The 26,953-nt window shown below is 37.4% G+C and carries 30 protein-coding genes; 16 read left to right on the plus strand and 14 right to left on the minus strand.

Features of this window, described 5'->3' with window-relative positions; genetic code table 11:
• Positions 1–389, minus strand: a 389-nt coding sequence (locus ABMA79_RS02540) for a PAS domain-containing protein (protein ID WP_393090038.1), incomplete at its 3' end; no start/stop codon positions are given.
• 177 nt (positions 390–566) lie between these two features.
• On the opposite strand from ABMA79_RS02540, the gene ABMA79_RS02545 reads away from it, so the two are divergent.
• Genes ABMA79_RS02545 through ABMA79_RS02555 form a run of 3 tightly spaced genes read left to right on the plus strand, consistent with a single transcriptional unit; the run spans position 567 to position 3,218 of the window.
• Positions 567–1,226 carry a hypothetical protein gene (locus ABMA79_RS02545; RefSeq protein ID WP_393090041.1) on the plus strand — a complete coding sequence of 220 codons (660 nt, stop codon included), beginning with the start codon at positions 567–569 and terminating at the stop codon, positions 1,224–1,226.
• Complete coding sequence (locus ABMA79_RS02550) at positions 1,216–2,343, plus strand: serine protease (protein WP_393090044.1); 1,128 nt, start codon at positions 1,216–1,218, stop codon at positions 2,341–2,343. Before ABMA79_RS02545 ends, ABMA79_RS02550 begins: the two co-directional genes overlap by 11 nt.
• A complete protein-coding gene (locus tag ABMA79_RS02555; RefSeq protein ID WP_393090047.1) occupies positions 2,343–3,218 on the plus strand; it encodes a GNAT family N-acetyltransferase in 876 nt (291 codons plus the stop codon). Before ABMA79_RS02550 ends, ABMA79_RS02555 begins: the two co-directional genes overlap by 1 nt.
• A gap of 24 nt (positions 3,219–3,242) precedes the next feature.
• Here the strand turns inward: ABMA79_RS02555 and ABMA79_RS02560 are convergent, their stop codons facing one another.
• Positions 3,243–3,716, minus strand: coding sequence for a hypothetical protein (locus ABMA79_RS02560; RefSeq protein WP_392856647.1), 474 nt, complete (start codon positions 3,714–3,716; stop codon positions 3,243–3,245).
• A 326-nt stretch (positions 3,717–4,042) separates the two neighbouring features.
• On the opposite strand from ABMA79_RS02560, the gene ABMA79_RS02565 reads away from it, so the two are divergent.
• Entirely contained in the window at positions 4,043–4,291 is a 249-nt protein-coding gene (locus ABMA79_RS02565; protein ID WP_392856645.1) for a response regulator transcription factor, read from the plus strand.
• Positions 4,292–4,361: 70 nt separating this feature from the next.
• Complete coding sequence (locus ABMA79_RS02570) at positions 4,362–5,285, plus strand: ATPase, T2SS/T4P/T4SS family (protein WP_393090050.1); 924 nt, start codon at positions 4,362–4,364, stop codon at positions 5,283–5,285.
• Between the two features lie 34 nt (positions 5,286–5,319).
• Here the strand turns inward: ABMA79_RS02570 and ABMA79_RS02575 are convergent, their stop codons facing one another.
• The 4 genes from ABMA79_RS02575 to ABMA79_RS02590 all read right to left on the minus strand — a co-directional run bounded on the left by ABMA79_RS02575 (position 5,320) and on the right by ABMA79_RS02590 (position 8,347).
• A complete protein-coding gene (locus ABMA79_RS02575; RefSeq protein WP_393090052.1) occupies positions 5,320–5,949 on the minus strand; it encodes a transposase in 630 nt (209 codons plus the stop codon).
• 31 nt (positions 5,950–5,980) lie between these two features.
• Positions 5,981–6,604: a hypothetical protein gene (locus tag ABMA79_RS02580; RefSeq protein WP_393090055.1), complete on the minus strand. Its 624-nt coding sequence runs from the start codon at positions 6,602–6,604 to the stop codon at positions 5,981–5,983.
• Positions 6,605–6,782: 178 nt separating this feature from the next.
• Positions 6,783–7,565: a carbohydrate kinase family protein gene (locus ABMA79_RS02585; RefSeq protein WP_393090057.1), complete on the minus strand. Its 783-nt coding sequence runs from the start codon at positions 7,563–7,565 to the stop codon at positions 6,783–6,785.
• The gene (locus ABMA79_RS02590) at positions 7,565–8,347 is read right to left on the minus strand and encodes a BtpA/SgcQ family protein (RefSeq protein WP_393090059.1); all 783 of its coding nucleotides are present in this window, start codon (positions 8,345–8,347) and stop codon (positions 7,565–7,567) included. Before ABMA79_RS02590 ends, ABMA79_RS02585 begins: the two co-directional genes overlap by 1 nt.
• A gap of 76 nt (positions 8,348–8,423) precedes the next feature.
• Here ABMA79_RS02590 and ABMA79_RS02595 point away from each other — a divergent pair, with 76 nt between their 5' ends.
• Complete coding sequence (locus ABMA79_RS02595; protein ID WP_393090061.1) at positions 8,424–9,356, plus strand: hypothetical protein; 933 nt, start codon at positions 8,424–8,426, stop codon at positions 9,354–9,356.
• A 1-nt stretch (position 9,357) separates the two neighbouring features.
• Here the strand turns inward: ABMA79_RS02595 and ABMA79_RS02600 are convergent, their stop codons facing one another.
• Positions 9,358–10,008, minus strand: a complete 651-nt coding sequence (locus tag ABMA79_RS02600) for a thermonuclease family protein (RefSeq protein ID WP_393090064.1) — start codon at positions 10,006–10,008, stop codon at positions 9,358–9,360.
• A 175-nt stretch (positions 10,009–10,183) separates the two neighbouring features.
• Between ABMA79_RS02600 and ABMA79_RS02605 the strand changes: the two genes are divergently transcribed.
• Entirely contained in the window at positions 10,184–11,503 is a 1,320-nt protein-coding gene (locus tag ABMA79_RS02605) for a S1 family peptidase (RefSeq protein WP_393090067.1), read from the plus strand.
• Here the strand turns inward: ABMA79_RS02605 and ABMA79_RS02610 are convergent.
• On the minus strand, positions 11,487–12,848 hold the full coding sequence (locus ABMA79_RS02610) for a family 14 glycosylhydrolase (protein ID WP_393090069.1): 1,362 nt from the start codon (positions 12,846–12,848) through the stop codon (positions 11,487–11,489). The genes ABMA79_RS02605 and ABMA79_RS02610 overlap by 17 nt on opposite strands.
• Before the next feature lie 163 nt (positions 12,849–13,011).
• On the opposite strand from ABMA79_RS02610, the gene ABMA79_RS02615 reads away from it, so the two are divergent.
• Entirely contained in the window at positions 13,012–13,599 is a 588-nt protein-coding gene (locus tag ABMA79_RS02615) for a YkgJ family cysteine cluster protein (protein WP_393090072.1), read from the plus strand.
• Here the strand turns inward: ABMA79_RS02615 and ABMA79_RS02620 are convergent.
• Positions 13,583–15,070, minus strand: a complete 1,488-nt coding sequence (locus ABMA79_RS02620; protein ID WP_393090075.1) for a RimK family protein — start codon at positions 15,068–15,070, stop codon at positions 13,583–13,585. The genes ABMA79_RS02615 and ABMA79_RS02620 overlap by 17 nt on opposite strands.
• An 82-nt stretch (positions 15,071–15,152) precedes the next feature.
• Between ABMA79_RS02620 and ABMA79_RS02625 the strand changes: the two genes are divergently transcribed.
• Together ABMA79_RS02625 and ABMA79_RS02630 are read left to right on the plus strand one after the other, a co-directional pair.
• Entirely contained in the window at positions 15,153–16,241 is a 1,089-nt protein-coding gene (locus ABMA79_RS02625; RefSeq protein ID WP_393090078.1) for a GNAT family N-acetyltransferase/peptidase C39 family protein, read from the plus strand.
• An 18-nt stretch (positions 16,242–16,259) separates the two neighbouring features.
• Positions 16,260–17,339 carry a hypothetical protein gene (locus ABMA79_RS02630; protein WP_392907087.1) on the plus strand — a complete coding sequence of 360 codons (1,080 nt, stop codon included), beginning with the start codon at positions 16,260–16,262 and terminating at the stop codon, positions 17,337–17,339.
• On the opposite strand, the gene ABMA79_RS02635 is transcribed toward ABMA79_RS02630, so the two are convergent.
• Positions 17,325–17,672 carry a 4a-hydroxytetrahydrobiopterin dehydratase gene (locus tag ABMA79_RS02635; protein WP_393090080.1) on the minus strand — a complete coding sequence of 116 codons (348 nt, stop codon included), beginning with the start codon at positions 17,670–17,672 and terminating at the stop codon, positions 17,325–17,327. The genes ABMA79_RS02630 and ABMA79_RS02635 overlap by 15 nt on opposite strands.
• Before the next feature lie 15 nt (positions 17,673–17,687).
• Entirely contained in the window at positions 17,688–18,002 is a 315-nt protein-coding gene (locus ABMA79_RS02640; RefSeq protein WP_393056283.1) for an NGG1p interacting factor NIF3, read from the minus strand.
• Between the two features lie 162 nt (positions 18,003–18,164).
• On the opposite strand from ABMA79_RS02640, the gene ABMA79_RS02645 reads away from it, so the two are divergent.
• From ABMA79_RS02645 to ABMA79_RS02655, 3 genes are read left to right on the plus strand one after another with little or no spacing between them, the layout of a single operon-like run.
• Positions 18,165–19,742: a methyl-accepting chemotaxis protein gene (locus ABMA79_RS02645; RefSeq protein ID WP_393056281.1), complete on the plus strand. Its 1,578-nt coding sequence runs from the start codon at positions 18,165–18,167 to the stop codon at positions 19,740–19,742.
• 40 nt (positions 19,743–19,782) lie between these two features.
• A complete protein-coding gene (locus ABMA79_RS02650) occupies positions 19,783–20,469 on the plus strand; it encodes a helix-turn-helix domain-containing protein (RefSeq protein WP_393090082.1) in 687 nt (228 codons plus the stop codon).
• 38 nt (positions 20,470–20,507) lie between these two features.
• Positions 20,508–21,200, plus strand: coding sequence for a transglutaminase family protein (locus ABMA79_RS02655; RefSeq protein WP_393090085.1), 693 nt, complete (start codon positions 20,508–20,510; stop codon positions 21,198–21,200).
• A 12-nt stretch (positions 21,201–21,212) separates the two neighbouring features.
• Here ABMA79_RS02655 and ABMA79_RS02660 read toward each other — a convergent pair whose 3' ends face one another.
• Positions 21,213–21,752 (minus strand): glutathione peroxidase, encoded by a 540-nt coding sequence (locus ABMA79_RS02660; RefSeq protein WP_393056277.1) that lies wholly within the window; start codon positions 21,750–21,752, stop codon positions 21,213–21,215.
• Between the two features lie 43 nt (positions 21,753–21,795).
• Complete coding sequence (locus ABMA79_RS02665) at positions 21,796–23,970, minus strand: OsmC domain/YcaO domain-containing protein (protein WP_393090088.1); 2,175 nt, start codon at positions 23,968–23,970, stop codon at positions 21,796–21,798.
• Between the two features lie 185 nt (positions 23,971–24,155).
• Between ABMA79_RS02665 and ABMA79_RS02670 the strand changes: the two genes are divergently transcribed.
• From ABMA79_RS02670 to ABMA79_RS02680, 3 genes are all read left to right on the plus strand, one after another.
• A complete protein-coding gene (locus ABMA79_RS02670) occupies positions 24,156–24,611 on the plus strand; it encodes a hypothetical protein (RefSeq protein ID WP_021266502.1) in 456 nt (151 codons plus the stop codon).
• Positions 24,612–24,739: 128 nt separating this feature from the next.
• Positions 24,740–25,333, plus strand: coding sequence for an OmpW family protein (locus ABMA79_RS02675; protein ID WP_393090091.1), 594 nt, complete (start codon positions 24,740–24,742; stop codon positions 25,331–25,333).
• A gap of 94 nt (positions 25,334–25,427) precedes the next feature.
• Positions 25,428–25,994 (plus strand): GNAT family N-acetyltransferase, encoded by a 567-nt coding sequence (locus tag ABMA79_RS02680; RefSeq protein ID WP_393090094.1) that lies wholly within the window; start codon positions 25,428–25,430, stop codon positions 25,992–25,994.
• Here the strand turns inward: ABMA79_RS02680 and ABMA79_RS02685 are convergent.
• Positions 25,991–26,938, minus strand: coding sequence for a hypothetical protein (locus ABMA79_RS02685; RefSeq protein WP_393090097.1), 948 nt, complete (start codon positions 26,936–26,938; stop codon positions 25,991–25,993). The genes ABMA79_RS02680 and ABMA79_RS02685 overlap by 4 nt on opposite strands.
• Positions 26,939–26,953: the final 15 nt, after the last annotated feature.

The raw sequence follows: 26,953 nt of genomic DNA on the forward strand, positions 1-26,953 counted from the left end.
AGCTCCATTTCAGTAAGCTTTCTTATGGTGATATCACAAATATAGCCTTCTAGGGCCACTAACTCGTCATTTTCATATATGCCAATTCCTTGCTCCCAAACATAAATATAGTGTCCTTTCTTGTGCTTTATTCGATACTCGATAGTAAAGAACGTCTTATTATCGATGGCCATCTGTACTTCATTCCAGACCCTTGTTATGTCTTCGGGGTGGTAAATATCTGAAAAGGATAATTCTTTATTATTGATAAACTCCTCGGCCTTATAGCCTAGGATCCTCTCAACCCCCGAGGTCATAAAGAGCATTGTCCAATGCTTATCATTTAGACATCGATAGGCAATGCCATCAATATTTTCCAAGAGAATGTCGAGATTAAGCTTATTTTCCACAACTACTTCTTCGGTAACGACATATATAGAATGGATTAAAGAATGTTTAATTAAATAATTAAGTCAAGTGATTGGTATTATTAGAAATTAAAGGCCGTTCACTCTATGTACACAGGCGTAGATATTTCAAATCTTAAGTAATTTATTAAAAATTCATTTAATCTCAATCTTACAACTATGATGAAACTACTTAAAACTCTATTCTTATGTATTTCAATTTTATGGAGTACTGTTCAGGCCAACACTTTTGATTACCAGTGTATGGATGCTTATAAGGATAAGATCGAGTCTTTGTACCCTAAGGATCAGTCGGCCAATGAGGACAAGAATGATTGGGTATATAAGTTAAAAGGCTATTACTGGCTAGCAAAGGTTGTTAGTCATCCTGTTGCAGTTTTCATTGTGGCCTTTGTTCCATTTTCAATACCTGTTGTTCTCGGAATTACAGCGGTTGCTTCATTCTTTGATATTTTGAAGAACGAGAAAGGGATCATTGGAACTTATATCATTTTAAAGATGTCGGAATTGTCAGAAGAAGAAATTGCTAATCAGGATATTGACTCAAAAATAGAAGAAGAAGTTCTTGAACTACAAGAGAATAAGTATAGCCGCGAAAACAACCTCTTTTTTACATTCGTTAATCGCGTCAACCGCAAATATAAGAATACAAACTATTCGTACGAAGATGTACGTAAGGCCGTAATTGAGATAGCGACTCAAGATGATGGCCTATGTAAACGTAAGGGAAAAGAAAAGTTTATCTCTCTTAATCGTTTAATCCGTTTAACAAAGAAAAAGCTTAACTCTAATAAAGGTTTAATTAAAAATGCGCTTTAGATTATTATCACTTCTTATTACTATTTTAATTACTTTCAATTCTCATGCAGAATTATGTAGTGAAGAGCAAGAACTATCTTCACTTCAAGAAATTGCAAGAATAATGCAGGTAATGAGTGTCGATGGCATATATATTACGAATCTTATGGATCTGAGAAAAGATCGTATTAGGGGTTATGTAACACAGGTTAATCGTATCGAAAGAACTTGTTCTTCAACTTCGATCTATAGGGCCATTATTAAGCTTTACGAAAATATCAACTATCCTAGTGTTTACTTAAAATATGTTCTTTCAAATCAAAGAAAGGACCTCAATATTAAAGAATATGTAGTTGGTGATGAATGGAATCGTACTCATATTGGTGAAAATGACACTCCAGATGTTGAAGAGCTTAAGAGCTCAATCCTTATCACTGGTCTTGGTGTTGTGAATACAGCGAATAAGCTAACACTTACAAATGTTGGAACAGCTTTCTATCTTGGTAAGTATGAAGGTGAGCACCTTGTTGCAACGGCCGCCCATGTTATTGATCGCGAAAATTTCAATGATATGCTCTTTCATTTTATTGCAGGGCCAAAATTTTCTTTGAAGGCAAAAGAGCTAATCTTCTATAGCGATGATATTGATTTTGCAATTGTATCAATCAATATGGAAGATAAGGAAGCAATCCTTATGAAGACTGTTTCTGCAGTTAAGCTTAACTTCGATAAAGTAGCTGAAGAGGGAACACCTCTAACAACAGTAGGGTTCGGTTTCTTTGATAATGAGAAACTAGGACTTGCTCGCTATGAAAACTCTAACGACTGCCAAATCATCTTTGGTGATGATAAAGTTAAAAAGCTTGATAAGGTCTTCTCAATTGCAACAGGCTGTGATGCTTCTGGTGGAGATTCAGGGTCTCCAATCGTTGACCGCAATACTGGAGAGCTAATTGGAGTGATTACTAGAATTCAAACTGAAAAGATTGGACTGACATCAAAGCAATTAATTGAAGAAAAAGAAGAGAATGCTTCAAGCATTTGGAATGATGGAAGCTTTGCAACTTCGATGAAATATATCAAGGCAGAGTTAGAGAAAATGAATAATCCAATTATTAAGAGCTTATTGGAAATTTAATGAAAAAGATACTTCTTGATTTGTTATATGACAGTTCAGCACTCGTTAAGTTTTGCAAAAGTAAGGGCATTTCAGTACCAAGGAAATATTCATCAATTCGTAAAAATGATATTAAAAAGAGCTTAAGTGATGAGTCTATATATACTCGTCATGATGAGAAGAAAAATAAATACTTTTATCAATTCTTTCCTTCATACGATATAGGTCTAAGAATTATAAAAGTTGATGTTCAAGTTGCTCCAAAATGGTCTCTAGGTGAGACGAAGGCCATGGTTGAGGATGTGTTTAATAATGTTAAACGCATTAAAAGGGCCCATTTCTATGTTCCAGTAAATTCTCGATTATATAATCAGTTGCTCGATTTAGGTGGGAGAAGTCGTGGTGAGGAACTTTTGGCAAGTGTTGATGATGGCCTAAAGTATCTTTCAAAATATGAGTATGATAAAAATGTTAAAGTCGTGAAACTCAACAAAGACTTAAGTGACGAGGTAGCCGATATTGAATATCTTGCTCACAAGTTCAGCACAACATCACGCTGTGAGAACTTTCCTCGTAAAATGTTTCTTGGTTTTGTCGAGAACCTTATCAAGTATAACGTCGATGCATTAGTTGCTGTTGAGGATGGTAAGGCGATTGGCTTTGTTGTACCTAGTATTTCAAGGACTAATGTTGGCCATATTATGTCAATTTCTGTTCACCCAGATGCTCAAGGGTGTGGCGTTTCAAAACTCTTATACAATGAGGCCTTAAAATATTATAAGAAAAAGAAGATATCAGTTTATGCTGGTGTTTCATCGACCAATGAGGTTCTTGGCTTTTCGAAAAAGCTTAAACGAAGAGCAATGTTCGCTTATATCGAATTAATACGAAAATAAAAAACCTCCGATCGGAGGCTTTTCTTAAAAATACTTTTCAAAGCAATAACGATTTATATAGTTCTTATCTTTTATAAAGTGCATAAGTGCTGCTACTTGTGAGCACTGTGCTAGGGTGATTGTTTCTTTTTGTTTTTCAAAACATTCAAGCCCAAGGCGAGTGATATCTTCTGTGTAGGCCTGTGCCTCAGCATGAGCTAGGCATTGATCAAAGTTAAAAGCTCCACCAAACTGTGTGCCACAAATTGCGCGGGCCTTGTTTTTGTCTCTCATAAAGATCATTTCTTCTGCCACTGACATACATTGTTCATAAGTGATTACTGTTAAGTATTTCTCCTGACAGCGATAGAGCATTGGAGTGATATCTTTTTCATATGGCATTTGAATCGCAAAGTTCACACAGCCTTGAAATTCATAGTCGCAACTTGTTTGATCCTCTAGGCAACCTGCTGATGCATTTAGAGTAAATAGAATGGCAATTAACGATAAAATCTTCATTTGTCCCTCTCATTTTTAGATACACCTACTTAATTAACTCTATTTAGTTTATTTGACACTGCTTCTTGTAATACTTACTTAAAAGGGGCGCGGGCACCTATCGAGATTTCAGTGGGTTAGTGGTGATTGTTGCTCAGATAAGTTAATTATTTAGGGACTAGTAACCGATAGGAATAGTAGGAGATATTTTATTTAGAAGTTTTTGGTTTAATGGGGAGATTTTTATAAAAACCTTAGAGGCAGAGTTACTCAATTTAGCTAAAGAATGTCGTCTTTACTCACGTGGTAAAAATCAATCACTATGTCTAAATCGTGTAGCTAAAACCTTGGAATCTTTAACAAAATCAGTTGATCAATCAGCGATCTCACCAGAGAACCCCTTAACAGCAAGAGAGGCAGAAGTGCTGGCGTTGGTCTCACTTGGTTACACAAATAAAGAGATGGCCAATGCTCTCTCGATTTCAGAAAAGACTATTGAGTATCATATGAGCTCTATATTCAAAAAGACGCAAGCTAGTAAGCGAACTGAAGCTGTCACAAATGCTCTAAAATTCAAATGGTTAGAGGCGTCCTAGGGAAGTCCCTAGGTGAATTATTTTGAAATAGCAAATATGCTTACAGTAGATAATAACTGTAGGAGAAATGATGAAAGATCAATTAGAAGAAGTGCTTGGAAGTTTATATAAATTTGTTTGTGATGAATCAGTTGATGAGATCAGTGTCGGTGCTTATCATGATGTATCGGTAAAAAGAGTTGATGGGTGGCAGTCTGTTCAATGCTTCAATAATAAAGATGAGTACGAAAGAGTGATCAATTCTCTTAAGGAAAATTTCGGTATAACTGATAAACAGGTTTCCTTTTCTAGGTACATAACAGAAGTGCTAACTGTTTCAGTTGTTCTTTCGCCAATATCAATTAAAGGGCCAACTCTTAAGTTAACAAAACTACCTAAGAAAATTTTATCTCTAGAAGATTATATTTCATTAAATGCACTTACAGAAAAAGGAAAAGAGATTATTACAGGAATTGTTGAATCAAACAGAGGTATTCTTTGTGCAGGTGACTTTGGTTCAGGTAAGACGACTCTTTATAATACAATTCTAAACCTTCTGCCAAAAGAGAAGACACTGGTTTCAATTGAAACCACTCCATCGATCGTTTTTTATCGAAACTTAGTGACAAGGCTTATGCCGCGTGGAAAAGATGCTGACTCTATTCTTGAGGTCATGAGTGCTGCGGAAGAGAGCAGAAGTGATTATATTACTCTTAGTTATTTAGATGAAAGATTGAGTTACCCATATATTGATCTCGTTAGAAATAATGCCGTTGGTGTTGCATGTGCTGGTGGTAGTGGTCCTGTTAATACAATTGATCGCTTAATTCGCCAGTCAGTCGTTTCCTCATACGGTTACAACTTAGAAGAGGCGGCCCTCGTGGTTTCTGAAGTTTTCAAATATATTATCTTTCAAGAAAAGAAAGCAGATAGTGAACATCGATTTATTTCTTCAATTCATGAAATCGTATTTGAAAAAGGTGAAATAAAACTTAAGCCACTTTATGTCCCTTAAAAGGGGCGCGGGTACCAATCGAGAATTCCAATACTTATATTGTAATCTTGAAGTCCTTGAGTCTTTTTAGATATAGTGCAGATATACTTTGCTTTGGAGTGAAGTAGCTCTTCTTTAAAGACTTTCTAATACAATCATCAAATTCAGTATCATACCTTCTTTCAATTAGTTGTTTTGCCCCTGCATAATCGATATGTGGCCGATACTGAAATAGCTCTGCCTCAAGTCTTGAAAAGTGTAGTGATGTGTAAGGATAGTCAATACAAGCTTCAGAGATTCCTGCCCGTATCGGATTTTGGTAAAGGTAGCGATAAACATTATAAAGATAATTTTGATCTGCCACGATAGACCACTTATAACGATTACTAAATTTATGATTGATTCTACTTGTCCTCAAAGAAATTAAATAACTAATTCGCCAGTTAAAATGCATCATAAAGCGATCGATATTTTCATCGGGAGTAGTCAGTAGGAGATGGTAGTGGTTTGACATGAGAATAAAACAGTTTATTTGTACCTTTTCTTTCTCTTGCGCATAAATTAAAGACTCTTTACAAATATCCCATACTTCATTCATGGGAATACTAAACCAGTCTCGGTTATTATTTCGTGTCGTCACATGGTAAGGATAATCTCCTTGGCGAATTAGCTTCTTCTTTGGCATTATTTACTTCCTCGCTAAAAAAAAATGGCGCTTAGAGCGCCACATTTTGCAATTTAAGTTTTTTATAGAGCTGATAATTAATACATGCGATTAGAGGTGTTACGATAAAAAGACCTAGTCCAAGTGAAAGCACTGCAAGTAGAGCAAGAACAAGGTAGGTGAGTGTTGCTGCTAATATAATTTGATAGTTTTCTGAAAAGATTTTTCTACTTTTCTCAAGTAGATCCCATGCTTTTGTATTTTGTTCATCTTGTTCAAGACTTAAAGGCATAACGAAGAGATAAGAAGCAAAGAAATAAATTCCTGGAATAATAAAAAGAATAACGCCAAAGAAAGTAATCAGTGTCGATAAAGAGCCCGTTATAAAAATTAAATTGAATTTTTCTTTTGGTATCGAAAGAAAATCGTAAATCGTAAGTTGTTTTTGTGTTTCTGATCTTGTGATCGCTGTGTAAGTTGCTGCTAAGTAAAATGGTGTGATAAGGCACGAAGAAAATGGAATAGCGGAGAGTATCCAGACTAGTAGAGTGAAGGCCAGTGTAAAGCCACTGTATATTAAGGCATTGTCTTTATACGTTTGCCATCCAGTATCTAATACTTCCGATAATTCATTTATTGTTTTTGATTCTTTAAAATTAATTAGTAGTTGATTCATATTTACCTCACTTGTTTGTAGAGGTAATAGGCGCCTAAGATCTTTTACGCATTTAAATTTCATTTTGATATTAAGTTTTTTCAAAATGGGGCGCGGGTACGAATCGAGAATTCCAGTAGTTAGTTGCTAAAATCTCATAGGGTATGGGCAAAAGAGGGCTAATTATACAGATTTTGATTTATAAGTCTTCGAAATCTCGATTCGTACCCGCGCCCCTAACTGATAAAATTGATTTTGCGTAATGGGAGGCTTTTTCAAGATTTTTGTGGGCGAGGTATGCGCCAAGGAATGCGTCGCCAGCTCCTGTGGAGTCGATGACGACATCAACAGGTTGAGGAGTATAACTAATCGATTCATTCTTATTAAAGAAAGAAATTTCACCAGCACCTCTTGTGATGAGTACTGATATTTTATGAGCTTTTACAAACTCCCTAAGATAAAATTCAAGATCATGACTTGGTGTTAGTCCAAAGAGTGCCAACTCGGCTACCTTTAAATACTTTTCAATCTCAAAGCCTTGAGCATCATGAAAATCAAAAATAAACTTTGCCCTAGGTTTCGCTTCAATAAGTTGGTCTACGAATGGAAGGATCTGTGAGTAGAGAGGGCAGACGATATGACCTTCAAGCTCTTTAATTAATTGAAGTTCTTCTTTGGTGAATTGAAAGTTTTCAAGCACACCACTTTTGTATTCAGTGAAGTTCTTTTCGCCACTTTCTAAGGTCTCGATAAATTGAACCGGAGTCTTTCCCTCTCGAAAAAGTGGAACGGCCTGAATACCTTCTTTTTGACAATGGTTGATAATTACTTGGCCATCACTTGCTGCGGGATAGATTAGTGTTGCCTTTGAATTTGAATTGCGCATAAAATGCGTGGCCACATTTAAAGAACAACCACCAAGATGCCTTTCATGTACGGATGTATAATCATCAAAACCTGCATCGCCAATGAAGGTATACATTATTGTCTAAGCCTTCTTACGATATCCATAAATGGTGCAATTTTTTCATAATCCATACGAGTGTCTGTCATAAGTGCACTTCCAACGATAGCGCCGTCAAGAGCAGGATAGAGTTCATCTAGATTATTATGAGAAAGACCTGAGCCAATGATAATTGGAAGTTCTGGTGCGCCTTCTTTTGCTTCCATGATTTCTTTTATACTTGGAGCGATTCCTGTTTCGCGGCCAGAGACAACGGCCGCAGCACTTTTAAACTCGTAAGCTTCGCGAGCAGATTGGGCGAGGGTTTTCTCTTCTAACATGGTTGCATACTTAACCTGAATATCTGTTAAGAGTTGAATATCGTCTGCTGCGATTTTTTTGCGATAATTGAGTAGGCCTTGAGGATCAATTTTCATCTCTCCGCCGTATTCCTCACGTGCCATGCGATCAACAAAGTAATCAGTACGGATAAAAGAATTGCCACCGGCCTTCGCAATTGCAAGGGAAGCTTCTGGATCATTGATTAAAAACTCTGAGCCAATTGGGTAGTTGCCCGCTTGTCTTTGGACCATGTTGGCCACAACACTCATGCTTGCAATAACTTCTTTAGAGGCCTCAACTGTATAAGGCCTGTCGTGCTCATTTTCTAAGAGGGCCGCATCGACTCCGCACTTTCTTAGAACTTCAAGGTCTTCAAGGGCGTAATCAATGACCTGATTTATTCCTGGATGACTCGCGTAGCCAAGTAGTGGGCGCAGATAAATAACTGCAATTATTGGTTTTGCCTTAAAGTTTAGCATTTAATCTCTCCATGCATGTGTATTGTCATAGTAAACGACGAGTGATTTAATAGTCCAGCAACAATTTGGGGGAGCTATGCTACGTCTACTCACACTTACTCTAGTGTCAATTTCAACTTTTGCTATTTGTCAGAAATGGTCTGGTCCACAGGTTATTGGAAGCCTTGATACTTCAGTTTTAAATGAGACGTCTGGGATTGCAATCTCACAAATTCATGATGATCGTATGTATAACTTAAATGATTCTGGCTCTGGGCCGGAGATTTTTTGGACGACGATTTCTGGAAAGAATACAAAGAAAGTTAAGGTCAACAATTTCAAGCCTTATGATATGGAAGATATGTCTTTAGGGCCATGTGGTGATCTTAAGTGTGTTTATATTGCAGATATTGGAGATAATCGTAAGAAGAGAAAATTTCTTTCAATTGTCGCCATCGATGAGATGAAATTGAAAGCGGATACTACTGAGGTTGAGCCAGAGTTTGTCTTACGTTTCGTTTATCCTAATAAAGAAAAGTACGATGCTGAGAGTATGGTTGTTCATCCAAGTGGTGATATTTATATTTTAACTAAGATTGTGGACGAAGAAAATCGCCGTGCTATGCCTGCAAAGCTTTTTAAGTTAGGCAAAAAGAAAGTTGCTAAAGCTATCGAGAAAAATGAGAAGGCAGAATTAGAGGAGGTCGCTACAGTTGATCTTCCTTATCATCTTTATAACTACAACCTTTGGGGAAGAATTGCGACGGCAATGGATATCTCTAAAGACGGTAAGACACTTCTTGTTCTAACTTATGGAGCTGTTTTTGAATTTAATATTGAGTTCAATTCTTTAAAAGAGTTCAATGCAAGAAAGTTAGATGCAAAAAATGATTTTAGAATCGTAACGACTAAGAAGCTCTATCAGCAGGAGGCCATTGCATACGGGCCTAAAGACAATGAATTCATCTATACAACTGAAGTTGAATCAGGTGATGGTGTAAGTGAAATTATTAGACACGTATGTGAATAGCTTATTTTGAATATAACTTATAACCTAACTGCTTTGCTCTCTCAAATGATCGGATGAAGAGCCTGCGGTAAGGTGGCACTATGTGGCCATCTTCAGGTGAATAAAGAATTTTTGTCTCTAAGTCACCGACGTAATTTGTTCCAATACGATTTTGAACACTCATGCGAAATTCATATGGCAGCTGGACGTTAAGTGCGTAAATCCCAATCTCTTCAAGGAAGACTTTTTCGGAAGCGGCCATATATTCGTACATAATGTCTTTATCAAAAGGTTCAATAAAGTAAGGTACAGCTAATCCTGATTTTAGCATTTCTAAATTTATATCTTGGCCTTGGTATAGAACTGTACCAAGTAGACGACGCGTGTTTAGGTCTCCATCTCTTCCCAAGTCAATGACAACAGTACTTCCAATTGGAACAAGCTTTCTGAGGTAGTCTCTGGCATCAAGGGAGATCTGCCCTTGAGTACTTCCGTTGAAGTCGACCTCGGGTGTATCAATTCCTAGCATGCGAATATTTTTCTTCTTTCCTAGAAAGTCACTATAAATTGTCATGGTATCACCATCGTGAATATACAGAACTCGACCCTCAAACGAGATGGCAAAGATTGATAATTGAATAAGTGCTAGGAATAGAAGTTTTATTTTTCTCATATTGCTTTGTAGTAAAATAAAGTAGTTATGAATAGGGAGTGGATAAGATTTACTTATCTCGTTATTCTCCTAACTGTTTGAAATGACTAGTTCTGACCAAGGTTTTTACATATAATTACTATCTGAATTAGGCCAAGTTTCACATGTCACTCTCTTGTTTTGCTACATTCTTAGCATGAGAAAAGCCCCATTATTTATTGCCCTATTTCTATCACTTATTTCTTGTTCTGAAAGGGGCTTGAAAGTTAACACACAATCAGGTGCCATTATTGGTGGAGAGAAACTCTCTGCTCAGGCCAATGAACTCAAATATACAGTGGCCATTACTAAAGAAAATGATCTTGATAAATCATTTTGTACAGGAAGTTTAATTTCAAAACATCATATTATTACGGCGGCCCATTGCTTAATTGGTAGCTCTTATAAAAATATGCAGGTGGCCTTTGTTTCTGAGGTGCCTAAGTTTATTAATATCAAAGAAGCATACCTCGCACAGGATGCGTTGTTAGAGATGCATGGTCTGGAAAGTGTAAGAGGAGACTTTGGTCACAATTTTGATATTGCGATTTTAGAATTAGAAGAAGCTGCTCCGGAGAGTGCTGAGGTTATTGAAATTCTTGAGGCATCAGAAAGTCATGAAGTTCTAAATAAGAAAGTTAAGCTAATTGGCTTCGGTCAAGATGCAAACGGCGTTGTTGGTAAGCCTAAAAAAGTTGATGTTACAGCTACGGCCATTAGGCGTAATCTTTTAGAGCGCTCAATTCTTCTATACGAAGATGAGAGTGGAGCATGCCGTGGGGATTCAGGTGGTCCTGCTACAATTACAATTGATAATCAGACGTTCTTAATTGGTGCAACTCAAGGGTATGCTAAGGCTGCATTTGATGGTGTTGAGGACCTCGATTGCTCTTCTGGAAAAGGGATGTATACATTCTTACCGGATTATAAAACTTGGATTGAAAGTGTAATTAATAAAACTGAATATAGTCCATCTAATTTTGATTATCATCCATTTGAATTTGCGCAAACGGAAAGTGAAAATTCATCTTCTTTGGAATGTGATAATTTAAAGTCTTTGAGCATCACTCGTTGGCAAGGACTCTATACCTATGCTTCTCGTGTTATTGGAAGTTTTAAATGCGATTCAATGAATGATTGGTTCTCTTCTGAGACTAATTATTCTGAAAAACCAAGTAGTAAGGCCGAGTTTATTCAAGGGAAATGGTCAATTGTTGGGAATTATTATTTCTTAAGATATTTTAAAAACTTAGAAAAAGTTTCAATCGATCAGTCCATGAGAATAACAAGACGCGATCAAATGGTCTTAGGGGTCAACTCAAGTGTCATTTACTTGAATAATAAGTATAGTGATTTTGTTCTAGGTGATAGCGTAAGAGAGCTCTCTCTTTTGGGAGGGAAGCTCTCAAGAGAAAATTACGATACTCTTAGCGCAAGAACGGACTTTCTTCTAAAGAAAGTTAGTGTGGATGAGTAAGTCGATAGAAATTATCTCTGGCAAGGCCACTACTTAGGATCGTTCCCATTCTAAGAAAGGTCACACCATCATAATTTCCGAAATATAGGGCATCGGCGATATTATCCCATGCTCTTTGTGAGTAGAGTGTTCCAGCAAGTGCATTCTCTCCAAGAATTCTAACGCCTTGGCGATTTGCTTCTTGGGCAACCCAAAAAACGAGTGCCTTAGCATAGCTTTGAGCATGATCTGGCCCATCGTAATTATCCATTTCTAAGCAAGTAAAATGAAAGTTGATATTATAAAAATTCTTTTCGGCCTTTAATTCGTTAACAAGGCCAATAATACGGTTATAGCCATGGCCAGTTTGGTCGCTATAAATATCATTATCAGTTGAAATGAGACCTGCATTCAGTTCCGCTAGACGGTCTCCTCCTGGGGCCATTCGCCAGTGTATACCGGGAACTTTAAAGCCTAGTTGAATATGTGCATGGATTCTAAAGACATCAATGGCCGCAGAGAGAATTCGCTTCCCATGCTCTCTTAGGCTATTAGAGTACCAGCGATAGAAGTCCTTACCGTATTGAGTATACTGTTCATTATTTTGAAAGAAGAAATTTGGATTTGGTGGAAAAACTTGAGCGAAGTTTTGAAGCCGAAAGCCCCAAGCTTGATTTAAGTTTTGCACACTCTTGTACTTTGACTTCATTGCATTTTGAAAACTTTCAATTGCGGGACTTGAGTAAGCTTGTATTGCTCCTCTCGTCGGATAACCTGTGCCATTGTCATGAGAGTTGTATGATGGGTAACGGAGTTCACCCGCCGGCCCAAGACTTACATTGATTTCATATATATGATTCATCTTGTGGCCAAAGTGATAATTAAATGAGTGCATAACATCGTAGAATTCACCTAGGGCCTGTTGAGTTGTCCAAACAGATAAGAATTCTTTCGAGTAATTTCCTTGCTCCGACTTTGACATGGCATCATGTCCATACTTACCCCAGAGCCAATTTGGAATAGGAACGTTACAAGTATCTCCTACATTTCCACCACATTGGTGAAAGGAAAGAATTGGAACCCATTTAAGGCCTGCCTGAATAATTAAATCACTTAAGACCTGATAGTAGTGCCAGTCAAATTGGTTATCATTTTTTTCAACTAATCCCCACCAAATATCTGTACTGACGCCTGTTGCCCCCAGGGCCTTCATTTCATGAAGCTGTCTTTTAAAGTCTTCAATTTGGTATTTTGAAAAATCAGAATTTAAATTATTAGGATCACCAACAAGAAGTGGGGCCATAACATTAAAGACTTTTGCATAAGTTGTGAAACTTAGAAGTAGGGTAGCGATTAAGATTTTCATGGATGCTTTATACTCTAGAAAATTTATCTAGAGTAGTTATGTTGTATAAATTACTAAATGTTAAGTTGTTGAAATTGTTTAAGTGGTTTTGCATGTCGAATTTTATTGCCAATTAAGTTTTTATGAATAGAATGGCCTTCGGTTTTTACATGTTGAAGGTTTTGTGAGTTTAAATAAAGAGATCTCTAAGCATATTGAATCAATCTTTGAAGAGTCTGCAAGGACTTTCTCTAGCTATCAATTGACCAAGGAACTTCCTTGCCTTAGTGGATGTGGAGCATGTTGCTTGAGTCAGGAGATATCTGCTTCAACTTCAGAAATGTTACCTAGTGCATTTCGTCTTCTTAATGACGAAGGAATTGAAAGAGTCGAAGAGTTGTTAGAAGAACTTGAAGGGACTCCTTCTAAAACTTGTGTCTTTTATCATCGTAACTCTGAAGATGGGACTAAAGGTTATTGTATGAATTATTTAACAAGGCCTGCCGTTTGTCGCTCATTTGGTGTTGCTGCTTACCGTGACAAGAACGGGAGCAAAACAATGAGTATATGTAAGCGCTTAAAAGAAGCGTATCCTGAGCGATTAAAGACACTTGATCCAAATGAAGCACCTGTTATCGGGGATTTTGCTAAGCAAATATATCTCTTAGGGCAAAGTTCAGATGCTAGGTTAATGCATATTAATGAAGCTCTATATGAAGCATTAAAGAAAGTGTGGCTAGGCCACACTTATGGTTCTAATAAAGATTCTTAGTTTGTTCAATTTTGTGAATGAAATGCTTGATGACAATTTCATAAAGCTCGTCGCCAATTAACTCGTCTTCCACACCAAAGTCTAAGTTTGGATTATCATTAACCTCCACAACATAGGCCTTCTTTCCGTCATCTTTAATATCAACGCCAAAGAGTCCGTCACCAATTTTTGTACAGGCCTTAGTCGCAGTATCAATTACATACTGTGGGACATCTTCAATTGCTAAACATTGTGAATCCCCTGAGCTGTCTTCTTCACCACTGGCATGATTATAGATTTGCCAATGTTCCTTACTCATAAAGTACTTGCAAGCATAGAATGGTTTCTTGTTAATAACACCAATACGCCAGTCAAAATCGGTATATAGGAATTGCTGAACTAGGATTAGGGCCGATTTTTGTAGGAATTCCTTAAGACTTTCTTTAAGTTCTTGTCTTGTTTCAACCTTTGAAACTCCTATCGAGAAGCTTCCATCTGGGATTTTTAGAACCATTGGTAACTTAAGCTTCTCTTCTAAAAGATCTAGTGTTGCATCACTATAGTCGCTGACTATTTCACTCTTTATTGTGTTAATTCCATTCTTCTTGAATAGATTGTGAAGATAGATCTTATTCGTACATTTCAAGATTGCATTGGGGTCATCAATAACAACGAGCCCTTCATCAACAGCTGTCTTTGCAAAGGCATAGGTCGGGTTTACTAGAGACGTTGTTGTTCGAATAAAAAGGGCATCAAATTCATTGATTCGTGCAAGGTCATATTTGGAAATAGTTTCAACATAGAGTCCGTTCTTATTTCCAATATCGATGAATTTTCTTATCGCCTCAGGGTTACTCGGCGGAAGCTTTTCCTTATCATCCACTAGGATTGCAAGGTCATACTTGTATTGTTTTCTGGTATTTGGAAGACGCCAGATACGATTATTAAAACGTTCAAGATGTTGGGCAAAGAAAGTCTCCTGATCTTCATTAAGGTCAGTTATGTGAATAGGTACAATGGAGTTGATTTTCCATATCTTGTTAAATACTAAACGTACCTCAAAAATAGGGACAGGGTAGTTATTAAATATTACTTTGCCAATATTTCTAAAGAGCTTCTCTTTTGTTTCTCCAAAGAATACTCGAAAAGCAATTGAGCGAACTTCCTCTTTATTGTCGATATACTTTGTGGCCACTTCTTGGGCCAAGCTTTGAAGCTCGTCAAGATCATATGTATAGTGCTTCTTCTTGCAAAGATCATTAATGGTTTTTACTGTGGGCATGACCTTATGGCCTCTTGCCTCAGCAATAAGAGAAGTATAGTAACCAAGGGATAAGTACTTGGAAGAATTACATAAATTCAAAACCCTAAGGTTCTTAAGTTGATGATACTCTTCTTTTGATAGGTAGTCCTTGGCCGTAATGACCTGGTCGGTAGGGAAGTAGGGTTGCCAGTCTTTTAGACGATCAACGATGACAACAAGTTTTTCCATCTTTTTTTATCTCCACATAAAAATAAAGATATTTTTTTATCTAAGAATAATATAAATTATAAAAAAAAAGCGAGAGTTTTTTATGCATATTTTTAGAGATGCAACCTTAGAAGATCTGAACGCACTCCTTAAAATTGAAGAGGAGTCTTTTGATGGCGATCGCCTGAGCGCCACGAATTTTAAATACGCCATTACTAAGTCCCATGGGGCCCTAAAGCTGATCCTTGTTAACAAGGTTATTGCTGGCTATGTTCTCATTTTCTTCCATCGTGGGACATCCTTAGGGAGAATTTACTCGATTGCTATTAGTCGTGACTTTCAGGGACAGGGCCTTGCCAAAAAGCTTATGTTATTGGCAGAAAAGGTGGGGCAAGAGCACTCTTGCTCATACCTACGTCTTGAAGTTAAGAGAACGAATAAAGGTGCTATCTCATTGTATGAAAAACTTGGTTATAAAGAATTCAAAATAAAACAAGATTATTATGAAGATCACCAAGATGCTCTTTGCTATGAGAAGCGTATCCGTAAGGCCCCGGCCAAGGCCAAAAGAAATATTGCCTACTACCAGCAAACGACGGACTTTACCTGCGGGCCAAGTGCCTTAATGATGGCCTTAAAATTTTTAAAACCTAAGATAAAGTTAAATCAAGAACTTGAGCTAGACCTCTGGCGTGAGGCCACAACTATTTATATGGCCTCAGGGCATGGCGGATGTGGCCCCCATGGGATTGCCCTGGCCGCAGCAAAGAGGGGGCTTAAAACGGAGATTTATATTAATCGCAAGTCTTCACTTTTTACAGACTCTGTCAGGGATAAAAAGAAGAAAGAGGTTATTGAGCTCGTTCAACGAAATTTTGAAAAAAAGCTCAAAGAAGTAAGTGTAAAAACCCATTTTAAAAATTATGGCATCGCTAAAATTCGTGAGATAATAGAAGGCGGAGGATTGGCCCTCGTTCTAATAAGTGCTTATCGCTTAACTGAAACGAAGGTACCTCATTGGATTGTTATTACGAATATCGATGATGAATTTATTTATTTTAACGACTCTGATTTGAAAGATAATCAGGACAAGGTTGATAATATTAATATCCCCGTGGGGATTAATGAATTTGAAAAAATGGCCAAGTATGGAAGTGGACAGCTTAAATGTGTTATTTCACTTTTTTCTTAATCTTGGTATCGGTGATTTATGAATAAGAAGATGGGTGTCCTTAAGGTTTATCGAATTTTTGATATTGCTCATGAGGTATTATTAGACAAGGCCTATGAAAAGCTTAAAAGCCTTACTATTCTTAAAAAATTTAGTCTAAATAGGCCTTCCAAGAATATGCTTTTTCAGGATCCACCATTAGTGGTCTTCTTAGGAGAGCATTCGATTGAGAATTTGAAAGTGGCCGTCACGGCAAAATTATGGAGCTATGGTGCTCTTTCTTTTTCTGTGGATATCGAATGTCCATTCTTTGTGGACAAGAAAGAATTAATTGAATGGGTTGAGAATTGGTCTCAAGGGGATTCAGTTGAGAATTTTTGTCGTGAAAGAATAAGCTTCTTTATTGAGTCTCTAGGAGAGTCACTCGTAAAGCCTAAAATATGGGAGCAAAGTGAAGAATATAGTATTTTTGTCACTTCTCCTAAGTATCATAATAAAGATTACTGGCTAGAAGATTCTTTCGTCTATCAATTATTGGCGATGGAAAAGAATGTAAAGTTGAGTCCGGCAATGTTAGCACCTGTTGTTGATTGTACTGTTAGTTATGGACCTGACGATCTTGTGGCAATTGATTGGGATAATGCCTTTGTCTACTCTGAAGTTGATGGCCATGATATTTGTGATGTTATTGAGTTTGCAAATATTCAGCTTCTTGAACTCCGTTATTTCGATGATCTTCTCGATAAGAAATTATCTGGGCTATATCGACAAGTTGTTGAAAAGAACCCATCCATCTTTAGTAAGGTATCAGTGCTTGCTAAGGATGCCAGTCAGTTGTACTTTGAGACAAGTGAGTTAGTTGATCGAATTGAGAACTCTGTAAAAGTTATTGGTGATATCTACTATGCTCGCTTATTTCGAATCTGCTTAAAGCGTTTACAAGTAGAACAATGGCAATCTCTTGTTGACCAGAAGCTTAAGAACCTTCTAGATGTTTCTCAGATGTATATGGCAGAAGTAAATAACCGCAAAAGCCACTTAATGGAGATCATTATTATCATCCTAATTGCGATCGAGGTTATACCATTTGTTTATAACTTAGCACTAAAGCTTATGTGACTTTAAAATCTGATCAATCTTGCTGGCAAAAATAAAGTCGCTCTCAACGAGGTCATCAATTTTATGTGTCCATAGATCAACCTTTAATTTTCCAAAACTAATGAAGAGGTCTGGATGATGCCACTGTTCGTCTGCAACTTTTGCAATCTCATTTGCTATGGCCATAGGTTGATCAAATTTGTCACATGGGAGCTCAAGACTGAGTCTTCTTTTGTCATTAGAAAAGCTCCAACGAGGATCAAGTTGATCCTTTAATTGAAGTTTCTCATCCATTGGCAGGGGAGGAACTCCTCCTTGACATGGGATACAAGTTTTCTCACTTAGTGCTGTCATCTATTCTCCTCCAAACTAATCAAAGTTAACGAGATCGTAGAGGTCAATAGCAGGCTCTTCATAGGGATGGGCCTTCTTGAGCGCTTCCAAGACTTCTTTGACTTTATTATCTGGACAAATTGTCTCAACTTTTAATTCGACAACTTTCTCTATTTCACCATTTCTTCCAATATGTGGATTGGCCTCTTGATTTGGCCTAAATTGCCCCACACCCTCTACTTCAAATGAGCAGCGGTCATAATTACCAATTGTCCCTGCTCCCGCATCGAAAACCGCATCTTTGACGATTTCTGCATTGGCCTTTGGGACAAAGAAAACTAGCTTTTTCATTAAAAACATCCTTTTTAAGATAATTCCATTAGGGATAAGCATCAACTTCATTAAAGTTTACATTTTTCTAACCCTGATTAAAATCATAAAAATAATTGAGTTTGGTTCATTAATTTGTTCTGTAAACTGACGAGGAGTAAGAGGTATTTAGGAGGAAAACTAATGGTTAGTTTAAGAGAGAGAATCAAATACTTCTTTTCTGCGTCAGTTTATTCAATTTTGTCATCGGCAGTCTTTGTTGTCCTACTATTTGCTGTGACCCTTCCATCGATTAACTCGACTGCCCGAAATGGTAAGAATGAGAGCGTAAAGGTCGCAATTCACAACGCCTATAGTATGGTGAAGTATCTTTATGATGAGTCACAGGCCGGAAAGATTACAGAACAAGAAGCAAAGCTACATGCAAAGAATTTACTACAGGCCCTTCGTTATGATGGCAAAAACTACTTCTTTGTTAGTGATAAGAATTTAAATGTCGTTGCTCATGGTGCTGACCCTTATAAAGTCGGAAATAATATGGCCAAGTACCAAGATGGGAAGGGAACTTATCTCTATAAAGAATTTCTAAAAATTGGACTTGAAAAGGGGGAAGGGCCTCTCACTTATTACCGCGCTCGTAAGAAAGAAGGTGATGTCATTGAAAAGACTTCTTATATCAAATACTTCGCTCCTTGGGGATGGGTTATCGGAACTGGTGTTTATATTGATGACGTAAAGGTTGCCGTCTTTGAAGCTAAAAAGAGTACTCTTATTGGACTTATGATTTGTGTTGCCATTGCTCTGGGGCTATCTCTATGGAATGCCCACTCAATGTATGCAAACTTTATCTCGCCAATTAAAAACGTGATTAGAAATCTTAAGACAGAATATGTTGAACTAGAGCGCATTGCGAATAATATTAATTCGAGCTCAAGGCAAATCCTCGATGTATCCAGTAAGCAAACTGACTCTGTGGACAATGTTGCAGCGGCCATCACTGAAATAAAGTCAATGGTTGACTCAACAAGAGATAACGCCGATCGATCAAGTGGCCTTGCCAAACATACTGCAAATATCTCAAACGAATCTAAAGAGAAAATCTTAAGACTAGTTCAATCGTTTGATATTATTAAAAAAGATAATGAAGAAGTTATTCAAGTTATTCGTGACAATAGTGTTCAGTTAAATGATATTTCAAATACAATTAATGATATTCAAGAAAAGACTGAAGTCATTAGTGATATCGTTTTCCAAACAAAACTTCTCTCTTTCAATGCATCTGTTGAAGCGGCGAGAGCAGGTGAGCACGGTAAGGGATTCAGTGTTGTGGCCGAAGAAATTGGAGGCCTTGCTAAAGTCAGCGGCGAGTCTGCCATTGAAATTGCAACAATCATTGAAGAGTCAACTCGTCGAGTGAAAGAGCTAACAGATATGACGACTAAGACTGTTGAAAACCTTGTTCAGGTAACAGAAAAGGATTTACTTGAAGGTCAGAAATTAATGTCTGATTGTCGTGATGCCCTTGAGGAGCTGGTTGGCCAATCAATGGAATCTTCTAGCATGTGTAATGAAATTCTTGGTGCACTTTCAGAGCAAGAAAATGGTATTGCAGATGTAAATACATCGATTAACACTCTTAATGAATCTCAGTGGCAACTAAAGAGTTCACAAGAGACTTCTGCTCGTGAAGTTGAAGATCTTGTTAAAAAGAGTGAACAAATTAAAACAGCTGTTGAAAAATTAGAAAAAATCGCAGCATAACAAACTAGCAATTGATTCAAATGGCCCTTATAATAGGGCCATGAATCGTAAAATTTACCTCTTCGACTATTTCACTGTTATTGAATCTAAATCCTTAAATGTTGAGTTTCACTCTCATATTGCTCAACAGATTTCGATCTCTCTCGATTCATGCCCCTTAAAATACGAAACAGAAGATGGTGTATTCGAAGAGATGGCCGTCTACCTTCCTTCTCTAAAAAAACATCGCTTTCTAAGTGAAGCATGCCACAATCTAAATATTCTCATAGATGATGAAGCTAGTTTTAAATTAGATCATAAGATTGTTGAGCTTAGGGACTTAGAGCTTGAAGATATCAATCACAATAGTGTTGAAAAATTCCTAAAGGAGCTGGGGCTTCTTTCAGATAAAGAGATGGATCAAAGAATTGTTAAATTATTTGATATCATTAAATCCTATGAAAACCTCGATGAAATAAAGCTCAAGGATGTGGCCACTAAAGTTGCCCTTTCAGAAAGTCGGCTACTACACTTATTTAAGGATGAAGTAGGGGTTACATTTAGAAAGTATATCCTTTGGCAAAAATTAAAAAGGGCAGTGGAAGCTCAAGCGCAAGGAAGAAGTATTACGGATGTCGCTATCGCTGCTGGCTTTAGTGACTCTGCTCATTTTTCAAAATTTTTTAAACAAAGCTTTGGCCTTTCACCGAAGGAAATCTTTAAAAATAGCCAGTTTATACAAGAATAGAATAACAAAAATTCGTATGATCTTCTTAAGGAGAATATATGAAATCAAAATTACTCGATCTTGACCATCCCGATATCGTTGCATTAAAAAATGAAATTCTCGACTTTTCTCGAGATGAGTCTCAAATCATTGGTGCTTGCTACCGCTATGTTAGAGATGAGATTAATTTTGGCTATAATTCGAGTGATGATTTGACTGCATCTGAGGTCTTACGTGATGGTTATGGCCAATGTAATACAAAGGCCACGCTGCTTATGAGTCTGTTAACGGCATGTGGGATTGAAAATAGACTACACGGTTTTACAATTGATAAGAAGTTACAATATGGGGCCATTACCGGAATCTTTTATAAAATTGCCCCACGTGAAATCCTTCATAGCTGGGTAGAAGTGAAATATCAGGGGCAGTGGTATAACCTTGAAGGCTTCATTCTCGATACTGACTATCTTGAAGCAATTCAAAAGATGGCCGGAAAAAATGTACGCTCTTTTTGTGGCTATGGGGTTGCTTGTAAGGATTTACAAAATCCCGAAGTTGACTGGAAAGGTGGAAACTCAACTTATATTCAAAAAGAAGGTATTGTCAGAGATTTAGGGCTATATGAAACACCGGATGAATTCTATGAGAAATTTGGAACAAATCCGAAAGGAATAAGAAAATTCTTTTATAAGTATTTTATTCGCTTCTTGATGAATAAAAATGTTAGTGACATAAGAAAGAGACCTGCTTAGTGCAGGTCTCACTTATAAAAGCTCTTTTAACTTAGATGTGATTTTCTCATCTGTTGGTGCGATATCTGGGAAGAACCTTTCAACAATCTCTCCATTCTTATCGAGAAGGAACTTTTCAAAATTCCAATGAATATCATGAGATTGGCCAGAGATAAGTCCCTTACTAATCAGAAGTTGTTCAAAGTCCGGTTTGTCATTTCTAACAGCTTCCTTCTTTGTTTCTGTTAAGGCCTTGTATAAAGGATGCTGTCCTTCACCCTTAACTATTATTTTCTCATTTACTGGAAAAGTTACGTTGTACTCTAGATTACAGAATTGTTGAATCTCTTCGTTAGTTCCAGGCTCTTGCCCAAGGAACTCATTTGCTGGGAAGGCCAAAATTTCTAGGCCTTGATCCTTATACTCAGAGTAAAGTTTCTGTAGCGCCTCATATTGTGGAGTCAGTCCACACTTAGAAGCAACATTAACAATAAGATAAGCCTTGGCATCAAAGTCCTTAAGTGTCTTATCTAGTCCTTTGCCATCTTTAAAGTGAATTGTATTTAGATTCATATAGGTAACCTCCTAAAGTTTTTTAAGAGGTTACCATAAAGATTTATTTTAGAAAGTTGTGGCGTGCTAATTGAAGCTTTTTATAACTTTCAATTAACTTTAAATGCTTATCAATTCCTTCAAGATTCATTCCTGTTGGTGTAAGTCCATCAAAACGATTCTCTCCAGTAATTGTCTTAGTTACTCGCTCCATTAATTCGCTACCATACATACGAGTTAAGTTTTCGCTGTAATCGGTGATTTCTAGATCTTCACCAAGTTCAATATCGAGAGCGATATTAAGTACCTGATAGAAGCGTCTTCTCTCAATCGTATTGTCATTGAATGTTCCAAGCATTTCAACTAGTTCTTTGGCATCTTCAAATTGCTTTAGTGCAAGATAAGTCAGGGCCTTAAGTTCTCCAATTACAAGTTGTCCCCATACGGTACTTTCGTCAAAGGCCACACCGATAAGCTCTGATACTGGCATGTAATTATCCAATGAGCTTTCTTCTAGCTGGCCAACGAGTTCAGACAGGTCTTCTTCATCAAGAGCATGGAGATTCAGTATCGCTTCTCGGTAGTCGAGAGCTTGATTATGATTATCCCAAATTAAATCTTCTGGCTGATAGATTTCAGAATAATTTGGAACGAGAATTCGGCATGCTGCCGCACCCAGTTCATTGTAATCGGCAATATAAACTTCTTTCTCAAGTTGCTTAAGAATATCCATCAAGTAGTTATATTCTTCTTGCGTTGTTCCTGAGAAGTTCCACTCGTTAAATTCATATTGTGGTTTTGCCCCAAAGAACTTCCACGAGATAACACCTGTTGAGTCAATAAAGTGATCAACAATATTATTGTGTTCACGAATTGCAAACTCGTTAAATGTTGGTGGGAAAGTATCATTCATTCCTTCAAAACTTCTTCCTTGCAGAAGTTCTGTTAATGACCTCTCAAGTGCTACTTCAAAACGAGGGTGTGCCCCAAAAGAAGCAAAGACTCCACCGTTTCTTGGGTTCATTAGCGTCACACACATGACAGGAAATCGGCCACCAAGAGAAGCATCTTTAATGACAATTGGAAAGCCAGCTTCTTCAAGTTTTGCAATCCCTTCCATAATTGTTGGGTACTTTTCTAGAACTGCTTTTGGTACATCTGGAAGAGTTATTTCATCGACAATAATTTGTTTCTTTACTGCTCTTTCAAAAATTTCAGAAAGACATTGTACGCGCGCTTCATACTTTGTATTCCCGGCACTCATCCCATTACTTACAAATAGGTTGGCAATAAGGTTTGCCGGGATATAAACCGTTTGACCATCTGATTGACGCTCATAAGGAAGTGCACAAATACCGCGCTCATAATTTCCTGAGTTTGTATCAACTAGGTGAGAAGCTGAAAGCTCACCATCATTATCATAAGCAGCAATTAGGGTATTATCCATTAGACCTTCTGGAAGTGTGTCATCTTCTGGTATTTCAAACCACTTCTCGTTAGGGTAGTGAACAAAGTCTGCATTAGCGATCTCTTCACCAAGATAGTAATCACTATAAAAGTAATTCGTGCTGATACGTTCAAGATATTCACCAAGGGCCGAGGCAAGGGCAGCGTCCTTTGTTGCTCCTTTACCATTCGTAAAACACATTGGAGAGTCTGCATCTCTGATATGAACAGACCAAACATGAGGGACTTGATTACGCCAAGAGGCGATTTCAATCTTTATTCCCAGATCTGCAAGAAGCGAAGTCATATTCTCAATTGTTTCCTCGAGAGAACAGTCCTTTCCTGCAATCATGGTCTTAGCGTCATTTACTTCATATTCAAGTTTGACATCATTTCCTAAGATTTCTTTGGCCTCGATTTTAAAGTCGATTTCATTTTGGATCACACGCTTTACAGTACAGCGGTTCATTGATGCAAGAATTCCCTTCTTATCTTTTTCAGATATTGAAGCTGGAAGTTCTGCATGAATCACAAATGATTGTTTGTAACGATTATCGGGATCCACAATATTTTGCTGACTGATACGAATATCTTCTGTCGGGATATCACGACTAATACAATAGACCTTGGCAAAGTAGGCTGCACACATGGCAGATGATGCTAGGAAATAGTCGTATGGGCCAGGAGCTGTACCGTCACCTTTGTAGCGAACAGGCTGGTCTGAAATGATTTTGAAGTCGTCGAAGCTGGCTTCGATTTTTAAATTGTCGAGGTATTTTACGTTTACTTGCATAGCGCTATAACTACCATAAATAGGTATGTTATGGCCCTATCCTTCTTCAATCCTATAAGAATTACTGCTATTTATAGTGTTGTAAGTACGTGAAAATCAATAAATTTAACTTTCTTAAGTTGTCATTTATTGCCATTCCATGATCTTTATTGCGAAAATACTCGTTCAATTTAAAGGAGAAGTTAATGAAATCTATCATTCTAATGCTGGCAATGCTGCCTTGCCTTGTTTTTGGTTATAACCACCCAGACGCAAAAACACTTATGACTGAATACCAAGAATTTCGTTCGATGGTTTCAACAATGAAGCACGATTACCTAGTAGGTGATTGGTATAAGGCAAAAGACTTTGGTGACACAACTCTTATGTGGAACCTTGGTGATAATCTAACTGATCGTGAAGTTATTCGTTTCTTTAGAAGAAAGGCCGACGGTTCTGTCTTCACTGTAACGTATCACCGCTCAGATTATATTGTTGATGGAAGAATTGTTCTTCGTCGTTTTGTTGGGCCAGAGCCAACAGGTTGGATCAACCATACGATCGATTATGAAACTGGTGAGCAGCTAGGTTCTCAAGGCTGGTGGCCAATGTTTGATGATTCAGATCATGCATTCATGCAACAGTGGGGATTCCATTACTAAGAATTAAAAATGAAAGCCTACAAAAGTAGGCTTTTTTTTATTTTTATTTTTATCTCTGATCTGTCTCATAAAAATTTAAAAACTCTTTTGTTATTTTTTTTATATAAAAAAACACATAAGGAGTTTTTGTGAAAAAAACATCAATCATTTCAATTCTATTTTTCTTAATGTTTAATTCTTTTTCATTCGCGCAAGAAAACGCGATGGTGCGTGTAAGAGCGCTTGGTGTAAGCCCTGATGTTAGTGATAGTATCGGTGGTAATATTGCAATTAATAACGAATCAGTACCTGAAGTCGACTTCTCTTACTTCTTCCATCCAAACTTTGCTGTTGAATTAATTCTTGCAACAGCAACTCATGACGTAAATCTAAATGGAACAGGAAGCCTTGGAAGTGTTTCTCTTCTACCTCCAACATTACTTGCTCAGTACCATATGGACTTTGGTATTCTTAAACCATATGTAGGAGCAGGGATCAACTACACAATCTTTTATGGAGAAGTTCCTGGAGACATGGCCTCAACTAAGTACGATGATTCATTTGGATATGCATTACAGCTTGGTACAGATATCAAGGTTGCACAAAATATGTATCTAAACTTTGACGTAAAAAAACTTTACTTACAAACAGATGCAACAGTTGATACTGGATCTGGAGTTGTGAATGCTGAAGTTGATATCGATCCTCTCCTTGTTGGTGTCGGTATTGGTTTTAGATTCTAAGACTCTAAAATGGGGGAGGTTATGTGGCGTAGCCTCCTCTTTAAATCTTGCTTAATTCATTTGCACCCATCCGTATTTCCTGTATCATTTCTCTATGATGGAATTTGAAATTAGAATCCTAGAAGGCAAAGAATTTGATAAGTATTATCAAGCACACAAAGAAGCAGTCTTTGAAGAAGACCATAGTTATGTTCTTTGGGACATTCTCTCAGAAGAAGAATTAGCTAATATTAAAAGACTAAAAGAGAATATGGGCAGTCCATATCAACTCTGTCTTGCGGCCTTCGATAAGGATGAGAATTTCATTGGCTGGAGTTGGGGTTTCCAAGAAAATAGTACAACTTATTATATGTGTAACTCGGCCGTTCTTCCTGAGTATCGTCGCCATGGTATTTATGGGGCCATGCTTGATAAGACTCTCGCTATTTTAGAGGCAGAGGGCTTTCAAATGGTTTATTCTCGCCACTGCGCTACCAATAATGCGGTTATTATCCCAAAGCTTAAAGCCGGCTTTCTTATTTCTAAAATGGAAATTGACGATAAATTTGGAGTTCTTATTCATCTTCATCACTACTTTAATGAGAAGAGAAAGAAAGTTATGGACTATCGTGCCGGGCAGGTTAAACCCGACACTGAAATTAAAAAGCTTTTTAAGCTCTAGCGAACACAGTAGTAATTCAAGACTTTTGCATTCACTGACCATGGATCACGTACTGGTGAGGGATTCATAAGTCCTGGGTGATATACCTTTCCACCACGAAGTGCCCAGATATTTTGATGAATTGAAACTCCACCGTTCCAATCACCGTAAGCATCAATTGCCTCAAGTTCAGATCCATTAGGAAGTCTTGCATACATATTGTCACAAGCTCGTTCTGCTTGTCTTAATGATGTTACTCTTCCGACTGATCCATTATGAGTTCCAATAATAGTAAGCTTTCTTCCATTCACTCTAAGTGTTGATGGAAATTGAGTTCTTTGAAAGTCCTCAAACATACGTGAAGCAATTTGAGACATCACAACAGAAGGTTGTCCTATTCCCTGATAATTCTTTGTCGATCCATCTGATCCTACAAGAGTAAGAGTTACTTGGATATTACCTCGACAATTAGGGGCAAATGAATATGAACCATAGGCCATATAATCAACAAGCTCTCCTGCATTATCAGGAATCCATCCAGGTCTTTGACCGTTATTGATTGAATTAAAGATATAACGAATATTATTCATTTGGACGAATTCTAGTTTTCTATCAACTACTGGAAAGTCACGATAGTAACCATCAAAATATGCCTTTAATGTATTTTCGAGCGTCACATCAAGATACTTATGTTGAGTGGCAAGTCTTACGTTCTTGTCGTATAAGGCATCGAAAGTAACAAGCATTTGTAAGGCTTCGCTTCCTTTTGCTCCTGATTGCATAAGCTCTGATGCTAAACCTGTCATCTCACTCATATACTCCGAGCGTGTTTGAGAGTAGGCTTGCTTATAGGCACAAAGATCTGCTCCTCTTACAAAGGGGATTGATGACCAGATACGGGCCGCTTGAGCTTGAGCGCTAATACCAATAAGAGCTAATAGAGCTAGGAATTTCAACTTCTTCATAATATCTCCAAGTTG

Origin of the sequence: Halobacteriovorax sp. HFRX-2_2 (assembly GCF_043196705.1) — a bacterium.
Lineage (GTDB): Bacteria > Bdellovibrionota > Bacteriovoracia > Bacteriovoracales > Bacteriovoracaceae > Halobacteriovorax_A.